The organism is Psychrobacter immobilis (assembly GCF_003148585.1).
GTDB classification, from domain to species: Bacteria; Pseudomonadota; Gammaproteobacteria; order Pseudomonadales; family Moraxellaceae; genus Psychrobacter; species Psychrobacter immobilis.
This window is the reverse complement of sequence record NZ_QGGM01000003.1, coordinates 165,692-177,896: the sequence shown is the minus strand read 5'-3', so window position 1 is coordinate 177,896 and position 12,205 is coordinate 165,692. Positions and strand designations below refer to the sequence as shown.

Below are 12,205 nucleotides of genomic sequence, written 5' to 3'. Positions count from 1 at the left end.
TTCCTTATGGTTGCACATTGACATTAAGCCCGAACTTTACGACTTAAAAATTTATTTTTAGCTTTTGGCAAAACCAAGGCAAATACGACGAGTAGCGCTGTAATCAAGTTTAAATCTTGCGGGCCAAAACCAATACTACGGAGCGTATCGCTCGATAGCGCCACCTGAATAAATAGCTTGTACAGCACCGCACCGACAACCACGGCAAAGGTAATCAGCCAAATACGCTTGGCAGGAATGATGGTTTCACCAATGATGACCGCTGCCAAACCAATGACAATGGTACCAATACCAATCGAGATATCTGCGCCACCTTGCGTCTGCACAAACAATGCACCTGCTAGAGCAATCAAACCGTTAGAAATCGCCATACCAATGATGGTCATCCATGAGGTGTTAATGCCTTGCGCCTGTGCCATGCGGAGGTTGGAGCCCGTCGCCCGCATCGAAAGACCCGTTTCAGTACTATAAAACCAGTTTAAAAATAACATGGCAGCTATCACCACGACACCAATAATTAGACAGCGCATCCAATAACCGTTGCCATCAGTGACCAAGGTGCTAAAGACCGTGGTTTCACCCAATAATGGCAAGTTCGGCGCACCCATAATCCGTAAATTGATAGAATATAGTGCGACCATCACCAAGATACTGGCAAGTAGTTGCAGGATGCCAAGCTTGACGTGTAGCCATGCCGTAACAATACCAGCGACGGAACCTGCCAACATACCAAAAGCACAGGCAAGCCATGGGTTGACACCAGCGATGATAGAAATACCAGCGACAGCGCCACCTAGTGGAAAACTACCGTCAGCGGTCAAGTCGGGGAAGTCGAGGGTGCGAAATGAGATCAGCACACCAAGTGCTACTAGGCCATAAATCAGACCGCTTTCAAGTGCACCAAAAAAAGCAATTAAAGACATAAGAGATCAGTAAGTCATAACCAAGCGTTTAGCAACTAACGTTCTAATATCGATTCATAGAATGAGTGCGTGAGATAGATCAGCGCTGTCTCATCTATACGTCAATTTTAGCTAAACGACTAAGCGGTGAATTTAACAGATTAAACAATCTGCGGTTAGGGTAAACCAAAACATGTCACGATCAACAGCTATCATAAGCTACCTAGGTTCAAAGCTTTGATTAAAAAAAGGGCAAATTTAGAAATGACGCAAATACTTTATATTTAATCAATGTGGTTTAAATAAGAAGCCCAGCCTACTGATTCATAGCTGGGTTTCTGATGTTAAACATTTAGCCTCATCGCATAAAGGTAGATGACGGCTGACACCAAATCCATCAAACTCGATATCTACCTTATGATAGCTGTAATGAGCTAGCTATAAAAGTGCGTTATTCTACCACTTCTTTTGCTTTATCGATAACCGCTTGTGACAAAGTAATGCCTTCTTCTTTGGCATGCTTTGGACTAACGTATAGATCCAACATTTGCGGGGTGTAGACAGGAATAGCACCTGCTTTTTCACCATTTAAAATACGTACCACGATTTTGCCTGTTTCGCGACCAAGCTCGTAGTAATTCACGCCCAATGCAGCAACGGCACCACGCTCAACTGAGCTAGTGTCAGACGCAATCAGTGGGATTTTGCTCTCTTTAGCGACTTGATATAGTGATTCGTAAGCCGATACGACGTTATTATCGGTTGAGGTATAGATCATATCGACCTTACCTTCGAGGCTACGTGCTGCCATCGCAATATCAGTACTACGCTGGGCAGGCGCCTCGAGTACATTGATACCTAGTGGTGTCAGTTTTTCTTTTAAGTTTTTCAAGATAATCGTTGAGTTGACTTCGCCTGGGCTATAAACATAGCCGACATTTTTCAGGCTAGGAATGATTTGACGCATCAGCTCAATTTGTGGCTCATAAGGCAGGGCATCAGAGCCGCCAGTGACATTGGTGCCAGAGCCATCTAGTTTGGTCACTAGTTTGGCGGCAACTGGGTCAGTGACTGCTGAGAATACTAAAGGAATACTGCTAGTAGCAGCAGCTACTGACTGCGCTGATGGAGTACCAATCGCAACGATAACGTCTGAATTGTCTGCGACGAATTGCTTAGCAATCTGTCCAGCAGTAGCAGTGTTACCCTGTGCGCTTTGGAAATTAACCGTTAAGTTTTCACCATCCTTAAAGCCTGCTTCATTAAGCTCGTCGATAACGCCCTTACGGACGTCATCAAGCGCTGGATGTTCGACGATAGCTGTGATTGCGACAGTCTTCATAGCCGTGGCTGCATCGCCAGTCGCAGCTGTATCAGTGGTGCTGGTATCTTGTGCTGATTGATTACAGCCAGTTAAGATGGCCGTACAAACGCCACCTAATAATAGTGCTTTACTAAAGTTAAAATGACCAAAACGATTTTGATACAACATGGGTCTCACTCCTGAAAATAATAATGTGTCCGTACATTATTTAATTTATAGATAAAAGGTATAGATGGGTAAAGGGTAAAGCGAGCCATCAATATAGAAGGCTAAATGTTATTTTTCAGTGCTACTTGTCAAAACTATTTATCCATATTATTTATCCGAACTCTGCGCTTGTTTGTCGACATTAATGGCATTTTTTAGCAGCTCATCAGTCAGGCTGACGCCTTGCTCAGCCGCATGTTTCGGGCTTGCATATAAGGTTAAGGTATTCATCACTTCAGGCTTAACGCTACTAACTGCTTCGCCATTTAACACACGATACACCATTTTGCCTGTGGTACGACCAAAGTCATAATCATTGACACCAAGCGCCGCAGTCGCACCACGTCGCACACTGAATTCGTCTGAGGCAATGACAGGAATATCAAGCTCGTTGGCAGCACCTGCCATCGCTTCAAAGGCGGATACAACGTTGTTATCTAGTGAGGTATAAATCACATCAACACGACCAGCAAGGCTACGAGTCGCCATGGCCACATCCGTCGGGCGATTGGCGGTGACGTCTAATATCTTAAGCCCACGCGCAGGCGCAGCTTTTTTCAGTTGATTGAGTACCACCACCGAATTGACTTCACCTGGACTATAAACATAGCCAATGGTTTTTGCATTGGGCGCAATTTTTTGAATATTGTCTAGTTGCGGCTCGATAGGTAGCTCACTAGACAGTCCTGTCACATTAGATTGGATAGGCGTATTGTTCTCGTTAATGAGCTTTGCCGCGACAGGGTCTGAGATAGCCGTATAAATAACTGGAACCGTCTTAGTTGACGCAACGATAGACTGAGCTGATGGCGTCGAGATTGCCACGATGGCATCTGGATTGTCTCCTGCAAACTGCTTAGCAATCTGACCTGCTGTCGCTGTATTGCCCTGAGCACTTTGAAAATTAATGGTTAGATTTTGGCCTTCAACATAGCCATTATCTGCCAACTCATCAATAATGCCGCGGCGCATCGCATCTAATGAAGGATGTTCGACGATTTGAGTGATGGCTAATGTCTTGGCAGGCTTATCAGAATCTGCGGCGGCACTTGTATCTGTCGTTGCAGCAGTGTCGGTCGTGTTTGAGCAGCCAATTAATCCAAGCGCGGCGCTCATAGCAGCACCGAATAGGCTGAAGCGTAAAGTAGTAGCAAAGGTCATTTTATTGGGGCTCATAGGTTAGAGAGTGCAGGTTACCCGAGTCAATGTTATGTGCATGCTGAGATAACGGGCTAACATCAAAGTAATCAATCCATTGATCATTACGTCCATATTATGACAGTAATGTAACTTATGGCAATAAGAAATTAAAACGCGTTTGTCATTACCTCTATAAAGAACGTGCTGAGTCAATGTGTATCGATATTATCTTCTATATAAGCACTGATTTTGGCGATTGACCAGCGATAGTTTTGGGACAATAAAAAAGATGCCCAGTTGGACATCTTTTTTGTTTGTTGAGTAAGCCTAACTATTAAGCAAGCACATCGCCAATCACGCAGTTGTCAGGTAAAGTAACCACCGTCAGCTGGGTTTTGGGATTGCCAGTTGATAGCACCATCCCTTCTGAGACACCAAACTTCATCTTACGCGGAGCAAGATTGGTCACGCAAATGACCTTTTTATCTAGCAATTGCTCAGGCTCATAGAACTTACGAATGCCGCTAAACACATTGCGCGGTTTGTCTTCGCCAACGTCCAAGGTAAATTGTAAAAGCTTATCTGCGCCTTCGACATGATTGCAGGCTAAAACGTGAGCGACTTTCATCTCAACTTTGGCAAAGTCTTCGATACCGATATAGTCAGTTTGCTCAGTATTTGTCTCAGCATCTATATCAGTACCAGCTTCTTTTGCTGGCTTATTATCTTTTTTAGCAACGGCTTTGCTAGCCACTGGAGCAGCAGCTTGAGCCAAAGACTCTTTTGACGCCTCAACCATCGCGGCAACGTCTTTTTCTTCGATACGCTGCATCAAAGGCTTGAACTTATTGATTTTATGACCCAATAGCCACTCATTACGGCTGGCAAAGCTTAAGTCGTCAATGTTCAAAAACTCTTTGGCATTGGCGGTTAGCTCAGGCAATACTGGTGCAAGATAAACCATTAATTGACGGAAGATATTAATCGCGACCGAGCAAACATCTTGAACTTCTTGCTCTGCGCCTTCGACCTTAGCAAGCGCCCATGGTTTTTTCTCATCGATATATTCATTGGCTTTATCAGCACATTGCATAATCAAACGCATGGCGCGAGAAAACTCACGGTTCTCGTAAGCGGCAGCAATCTCATCGCCCGTTTTGGTAATGTCTTCTAATAAACTTGGCTCAGCGCAGACCTCTGTGAGCATGCCATCGTACTTTTTGACCAAGAATCCAGCGCTGCGACTGGCGATATTGACCACTTTACCAACTAGATCAGAGTTAACCTTTTGCATAAAGTCTTCTAAATCAAGGTTGATATCCTCGACTTTATCAGACAGTTTACTAGCAAAATAATAACGCAGGTATTCAGGATGTAAGTGATCAGCATACGTTTCGGCTTTAATAAAAGTACCGCGTGACTTACTCATTTTTTCGCCATTGACCATCAAGAAGCCATGAGCAAAAACACCCGTTGGTGTACGGAACTCACTACCAGCAAGCATAGCAGGCCAAAATAGCGCATGGAAATAAACGATGTCTTTACCGATGAAGTGATACACCTCGGTTTTATGCTCGTTTTCTTGCATCCAATAACGGTCGAAATCAAGCGCCTCGTCTGTACCTGCGCGCTTATCGCATAGGTTTTTGAAGCTCGCCATGTAACCGACTGGCGCATCTAGCCAAACATAAAAATATTTGTCTGGCTCATCGCTTGGGGTATCTGGAATCTGAAAACCAAAGTAGGGCGCATCACGGGAAATGTCCCACGTTGCCAGACCTGCTTCAAACCATTCTTGTAGTTTATTGGCGACCGATGTTTGCAAGCGATTGTCACTACGCGTCCAATCTTTCAAGAATTGCTCAAATTCAGGCAAATTAAAGAAGTAATGCTTGGACGTTTTTAGAATAGGCGTGGCATCTGATAGCGTTGAATGCGGGTCTTTAAGATCCGTTGCATCATAAGTCGTACCGCAGACTTCACAGTTATCGCCGTATTGGTCTGCCGCTGCGCATTCAGGGCAAGTACCCTTGACAAAACGATCGGCTAAAAATAGCTGTTTTTCAGGGTCAAATAATTGTTCGACATCTTTGGTACTAATATGCCCAGCATCATTTAAACGACGATAAATCAGCTCAGAAAAATGCTTGTTTTCTTCTGAGTGGGTGCTGTGATAATTGTCAAAGTTAATCAAAAATTTAGCAAAATCTGCTTCATGCGACGCTTTCACCGAGGCAATTTGTTCCTCTGGCGTGACGCCATTGGCTTCTGCTTTGAGCATGATTGCCGTACCGTGTGCATCGTCTGCGCAGACATAAGTGACCTGATGGCCTTGCGCTTTCATGGCACGTGCCCAAATGTCGGTCTGAATATATTCTACAAGATGCCCCAAATGGATATAGCCATTGGCGTAGGGCAGCGCACTGGTTACTAGAATCTCACGCACTTTTATCACCTATATTTTTATATAAACGGGTTGGTTATCAAACGTCTTCAGCGGTTTTGAGCTATTAGACGCGATACTATTAATATCAAACTATCAATGCTAAAACGTATTAAGCAAATAAAAATTTAAAAAAGTGTGCCTATGATACCGTAATTCGGCCAAATTTGTGACATTACCTGAGTAATTAATATAGTCGTTAATAAAGCGATTAACTCTATACGGTATATAGAGTGTCAATCAATTATGAGAGATAAATAGTCGGTTGTATTTAGAGGTAGTAATGAGAAAGCGTCCATAAAAAACCCACCAAGCAATCGCTTAGTGGGCTCTTCGGTATCAAGCAATAATCGTTAAATTTAATTATCTTTAAGGTTTAATAAATGCCTCATTTCAGGACATTAGAACGAGCCAAATATCGTCCCTAAAATGATAACGGCGACCACAGCAATAAGTGGAATCACCATCGTTACCATGGCGACGTTTAGATAAGACTGCTTATGGGTCAAACCACAAATCGCAAGTAAGGTGATGACCGCGCCACTATGCGGTAACGTATCCAAACCACCCGCTGCCATCACAGCAACACGGTGCATGAGCTCTGGGTCAATACCCGCTGCGACCGCCATTCTTAAATAGTCTTCACCCAACGTAGAGAGGGCAATGCTTAAACCTCCAGATGACGAGCCAGTAATACCAGCCAGCGTGGTCATCGCCACCGCTTCTGAGATTAAAGGATTGTCAGGCGTTAGATTTAAGATACTATCACGAATGATAAGGAAGCCTGCTAACGAGGCGATAACCGCGCCGTAACCAACTTCTGAGGCGGTATTAAAAATAGGCAACATCGAATCATAAGTACCACGGTTGATGGTTTTTTGCAGATTATTCCAATGACCGATACGTAACAAAATTAACACCGCACAAGCCACGACTAACGAGATGATAATTGACCATAAACCCAGTGAGCCTGCGATATTTAGATCAGGAAACTGAGCTTGTAAGCCGCTAAAATCCACTGATGGAAAGACAGCGTAAGTTAATAGAGCATTTAAGCCAATGACCAACACCAGTGGAATCATAGCAATAGTAAATGAGGTGTGATGCGTATTTAATACCTCAGTGTCTTTTTTGGCTGCGCCAACGCCGCCCACATCCTCTTCGTCATGCTGACCATAGCCTTCGCCTGCTGCATTGGCTTTTCTGGCGCGTGATTGTAGCCATAACCAACCACAAATAAACATGATAGTACCGCCGATAATACCCAAGATAGGCGCGGCAAAAACGTTGGTATTATAGTAAGGAATCGGAATGGCGTTTTGAATGGCAGGCGTACCTGGCAATGCCGTCATCGTAAAGGTGAATGAACCTAAGGCAATCGCTGCCGGAATCAAGCGCTTAGGAATATCAGCGGCTTTAAACAAGTCTTTGGCGATGGGGTAAATAGCAAATGCCACGACAAATAAAGAGACGCCACCATAGGTTAAAATGGCACAAACTAAGATAACCGCTAAGATGGCTTTGCTGGCACCAAGCTTTTCGACCACAGTTTTGGCAATCGCAGTCGCCGCACCAGAGTCTGCCATTAAACGCCCAAATAGTGCACCCAATAAGAAGATAGGGAAAAACTTAAGTAAAAATCCACTCAATGCGCCCATAAACACATCGGTATAGGCAGGAATCGTGCTTAAAAAATCACCTGATAATAGTACGGCTAATGTCGCCATAATCGGTGCTAATATCAGCACGGAATAACCGCGATAAGCAAAAAACATCAATAATAATAAAGTAATGACAATAGCAAAGGTACTAAACATGCTCGCCCTCCTTGGCAAAGTTCAATCAGCGAGTATGCAGAGCATAGTGATATTGGTCAATAAAATTACTTAAAATAGGCAATATTTGATATTTTATTAAACATAAATCCTGTCTTAATAAGATATTGACCCATCATATATACCGCTACTGCGCTGGCTTGTATATTCCTATGGTTATTCTCTTCTCGCTACGAGAATAATATGGTAAGTTAGCACAAGATTTTTAATTATGATATATCGATAGAAATTGTATTAATATAAATATGGGAATATTGAGTGATGTCACCCACTCATAATCATTGATGATAGAAGTTAATAACAAAAAATAGACTTGCAAGGAGATAAGCATGAGTCAATCAAAAGTATATAGCAGTGCCGAAGAAGCGCTAAAAAGCATCGTCAGCGATGGACAAACCCTCGCTATCGGTGGTTTTGGTCTGTGCGGTATTCCGGAAGCGTTAATCGCCGCATTGCGTGATAGTGGTGTTAAAGGGTTAACTTGCATCAGTAATAACGCTGGGGTCGATGATTTTGGCTTAGGATTGCTATTGCAAACGCGCCAGATTAAAAAAATGATTTCATCCTATGTCGGTGAAAATAAAGAATTTGAGCGTCAATACTTGGCAGGCGAGTTAGAAGTTGAGCTGACGCCGCAAGGTACTTTAGCGGAAAAACTACGTTCGGGCGGCGCTGGCATTCCTGCTTTTTACACCGCCACTGGCGTTGGCACACTGGTCGCTGAAGGCAAAGAAACCCGTGATTTTGACGGTCGTACTTATATACTTGAGCACTCATTACGCGCTGATGTGTCATTAATCAAAGCGCAAAAAGCGGATAAAGCAGGTAATTTAATATTCAATAAAACGGCGCGTAACTTTAATCCAGATTGCGCTATGGCAGGAAAAATCACCATTGTTGAAGTCGAAGAAATCGTAGAGACAGGTACGTTTGATCCTGATGACGTGCATCTGCCGGGTATCTTTGTGCAGCGTATCGTCTTGAATAGCAATCCTGAAAAGCGTATTGAAAAAACCACGACTAAGGCCGTTGAAGGCGCTTAGTTAAAGGCTTTATAGAGTTTTTTAGAAGTGTTAAATTAATAATAGAGTATAGTAATACTATTCCTAAAAATTTGAGTGGCAAGGAAAACGAGTGAAAGTGCTACATTTAGTAGACTAAGCGAATTTGACACCGCTCATCATATTTTTTGGGGTCGTTATAAAAATAAGGAAGTTATCATGGCATGGACAAGAGAGCAGATGGCACAGCGTGCCGCACAAGAGCTACAAGACGGCTATTATGTCAACTTAGGCATTGGACTACCAACCTTAGTCGCAAACTATATCCCTAAAGATGTCGATGTTTGGCTACAGTCTGAAAATGGTCTATTAGGTATCGGCGAGTTTCCAACGGCAGAAAATGTCGATGCAGATTTGATTAATGCGGGTAAACAAACCGTCACTGCCGAAGCGGGCGCCAGTTATTTTAGTAGCTCAGAGTCGTTTGCGATGATTCGCGGCGGTCATGTTAATCTGGCGATATTGGGTGCGATGGAAGTGTCAGAAAAAGGCGATTTGGCCAACTGGATGATTCCCAAAAAAATGGTCAAAGGCATGGGCGGTGCGATGGATCTAGTCGCTGGCGTGCAGCGCGTGATTGTCTTGATGGAACAAGTCAATAAACACGGCGAGCCAAAAATCCTTGCCAATTGCGAGCTACCATTGACGGGCAAAGGGGTGGTTGATCGGATTATTACAGAACTTGCTATACTAGACGTCACTGACAACGGTCTAAAGCTAGTTGAGCTGGCAGAAGGTGTTAGCTTTGATGAGCTACAAGAAAAAACGCCAGTGAGCATTGCTCAATAAGCTTGTTAGATATATTTGGCACAGACCTCTAAAAAACCTATTTGATAATGGACTATAAAATATGGCGACCCAATTACAACAGGATTTGTCGGGCAAAGTGGCATTGGTCACAGGCGCTGCCAGCGGTATCGGACGTGATATCGCTGAAACTTATGCCAAAGCAGGCGCAGCGGTTGGTATTGCTGACATTAATCTTGAAGCCGCTCAGAAAACCGTTGATGCTATTGAAGCGGCAGGCGGACGCGCATTTGCCATTGCCATGGATGTAACGTCTGAATCTGCCGTTAATGACGGTGTACAAAAACTGGTCGATACCTTTGGTGCTATTGATATTCTCGTCTCCAATGCTGGTATTCAGATCATCGATCCGATTCATAAAATGGCGTTTGAGGATTGGAAAAAAATGCTCGCCATTCATTTGGATGGGGCATTTTTGACCACCAAAGCGGCGATACAGCACATGTATAAAGATGACAAAGGCGGTACGGTCATCTATATGGGGTCAGTTCATTCGCATGAAGCATCCATGTTTAAGGCGCCTTACGTCACAGCGAAACATGGGTTACTTGGGCTGTGCCGTGTATTGGCAAAAGAAGGTGCTGAGCATAATGTACGCGCGCATGTAATTTGCCCAGGGTTTGTCAAAACGCCGTTGGTCGAAAAGCAAATTCCGCAACAAGCGGCTGAAAAAGGCATCAGTGAAGAATCTGTAGTCAATGATATTATGCTGGTGAATACCGTCGACAAAGAATTTACCACCGTTGATGACATTGCCCAACTGGCATTATTCTTAGCCGCATTCCCAAGTAATGTATTTACCGGTCAGTCTATTGTTGCCAGTCATGGTTGGTTTATGAATTAACAGCGTGGTCAATGGATAGGTTCGCGGGCTGTTTGATTGATTGATTTAAAAATCATGGGCTTGCTAATAAAAGACCAATCCATTAGCATCTATTTTTATATTAATTTGAGCCAATTAGATTGGCTCTTTTTTATGAGCGCTTGAATACCGTTTCGGGTCGCACGGAGTAAGTATAATGAATAATAAGGATTTTGCAAAAACGCTTGCAGCAAAATTAAGCCGTGCTATCGAGCAACAGCAGTTTGAGCAATCAATCAATCAACTTCAAAATTTGCGCCCGATTGATATTGCCGATGTTCTGGCACTCATGGAGCCAAATCTTGCGTGGCAGCTACTTGAGCATCTGCCCAATCGTTCTACCGTGTTCTCCTATTTAGAAACGGATATTCAGGTTGCCCTTGCCTATGTATTTCCTCGGGCTGTATTAGCAAAGATAGTAGGCGAGATGCCTGCGGATGAGCGTACCGACTTATATAAGCACCTCAATCAGGAGCAGCGGGATGCTTTGCTACCCGCCTTGGCACAGGCACAACGTGAAGATATTCGTAAGTTATCTGCCTATGAGGAGCGCACTGCTGGTGCGTTGATGACATCTGATTATGCGACTTTAGCTGCTCATATGACTGTCTCTGAGGCATTGGCAGCACTGCGCCTAGAAGCACCTGATGCCGAGACTATTTATCATGCTTATGTGATTGATGATGAGCGTAAATTATTAGGCGTTGTCTCTTTACGAGTACTTATTTTAGCGGCTCCTGAACAGCTGATTAATGACATTATGATGAGCACAGTAGTGTCTTGTAATGTCAATGATGATCAAGAAGACGTTGCGAAAGTCGTGGCTCGCTATGATTTAATTGCGCTGCCTATTACCGATGATAGTGGTGCTTTGGTCGGTATTGTTACCCACGATGATGCGATGGATGTGGTGAGTGATGAGGCAACCGATGATTTCCATAAGTCGGGCGGTGTCTCGACCATGGTTGGCAAATTAAAAGACGTCAGCGTTCGAGTGTTATACCGTAAGCGGGTCTTTTGGTTGGTGTTTTTAGTGTTTGGTAACCTGCTCTCAGGATTAAGTATTTCTAATTTTGAAGATGTGATTGCTGCCAATTTGGTATTGGTGTTCTTTTTACCTTTATTGGTCGACAGTGGTGGTAACGCTGGCTCGCAGTCAGCGACCTTGATGGTGCGAGCTTTGGCGACTGGCGATGTGGTCATGCGTGACTGGTTTTCATTATTGGGTCGAGAGGCGATGGTTGCGTTGATGCTTGGGGCGACGATGGCGGTGGCTATCTCAATCATCGGTTATGTACGTGGTGATGCAGTGGTGTCGTTAGTGCTGGCACTGAGTATGATGTCGGTGGTGATGATTGGTTGTGTGATTGGTATGAGCTTGCCTTTTGTGCTTAATAAATTGGGTTTTGACCCTGCCACTGCCAGTGCACCTTTGATTACCTCTGTCTGTGATGCCTCGGGTGTACTTATTTATTTGTTTATTGCTTCACAGTTTTTGTCTATCGGTTAACGCTGCTATAAAGCCTAGTCCCACTAGCGTTGTGGTTTTTTTATAGTGGTAATTCAGCTACACTGTCACTATAAAAGGTCTGGCTAATACACTCACGAGCGGTATTGTTCACGA

The 12,205-nt window shown here is 43.8% G+C and carries 9 protein-coding genes; 4 read left to right on the top strand and 5 right to left on the bottom strand.

Annotated features, from left to right (window positions below):
- Positions 1-23: 23 nt before the first annotated feature.
- The 5 genes from C8D84_RS04135 to C8D84_RS04115 form a co-directional block, all read right to left on the bottom strand.
- Positions 24-923 carry an ABC transporter permease gene (locus C8D84_RS04135; protein ID WP_045446789.1) on the bottom strand — a complete coding sequence of 300 codons (900 nt, stop codon included), beginning with the start codon at positions 921-923 and terminating at the stop codon, positions 24-26.
- Positions 924-1,353: 430 nt separating this feature from the next.
- Positions 1,354-2,394, bottom strand: coding sequence for an ABC transporter substrate-binding protein (locus C8D84_RS04130; protein ID WP_109590281.1), 1,041 nt, complete (start codon positions 2,392-2,394; stop codon positions 1,354-1,356).
- A gap of 147 nt (positions 2,395-2,541) precedes the next feature.
- Positions 2,542-3,594, bottom strand: a complete 1,053-nt coding sequence (locus C8D84_RS04125) for an ABC transporter substrate-binding protein (protein ID WP_109590279.1) — start codon at positions 3,592-3,594, stop codon at positions 2,542-2,544.
- Positions 3,595-3,907: 313 nt separating this feature from the next.
- Positions 3,908-6,019 (bottom strand): methionine--tRNA ligase, encoded by a 2,112-nt coding sequence (gene metG, locus C8D84_RS04120; protein WP_170108266.1) that lies wholly within the window; start codon positions 6,017-6,019, stop codon positions 3,908-3,910.
- A 398-nt stretch (positions 6,020-6,417) separates the two neighbouring features.
- A complete protein-coding gene (locus C8D84_RS04115) occupies positions 6,418-7,833 on the bottom strand; it encodes a GntP family permease (RefSeq protein WP_109590277.1) in 1,416 nt (471 codons plus the stop codon).
- A gap of 347 nt (positions 7,834-8,180) precedes the next feature.
- Here C8D84_RS04115 and C8D84_RS04110 point away from each other — a divergent pair, with 347 nt between their 5' ends.
- From C8D84_RS04110 to mgtE, 4 genes are all read left to right on the top strand, one after another.
- Positions 8,181-8,894, top strand: coding sequence for a CoA transferase subunit A (locus tag C8D84_RS04110; RefSeq protein WP_109590275.1), 714 nt, complete (start codon positions 8,181-8,183; stop codon positions 8,892-8,894).
- Positions 8,895-9,071: 177 nt separating this feature from the next.
- On the top strand, positions 9,072-9,701 hold the full coding sequence (locus C8D84_RS04105) for a CoA transferase subunit B (RefSeq protein ID WP_109590273.1): 630 nt from the start codon (positions 9,072-9,074) through the stop codon (positions 9,699-9,701).
- Between the two features lie 61 nt (positions 9,702-9,762).
- The gene (locus C8D84_RS04100) at positions 9,763-10,563 is read left to right on the top strand and encodes a 3-hydroxybutyrate dehydrogenase (protein WP_109590271.1); all 801 of its coding nucleotides are present in this window, start codon (positions 9,763-9,765) and stop codon (positions 10,561-10,563) included.
- 175 nt (positions 10,564-10,738) lie between these two features.
- The gene (gene mgtE, locus C8D84_RS04095) at positions 10,739-12,091 is read left to right on the top strand and encodes a magnesium transporter (RefSeq protein ID WP_109590269.1); all 1,353 of its coding nucleotides are present in this window, start codon (positions 10,739-10,741) and stop codon (positions 12,089-12,091) included.
- Positions 12,092-12,205: the final 114 nt, after the last annotated feature.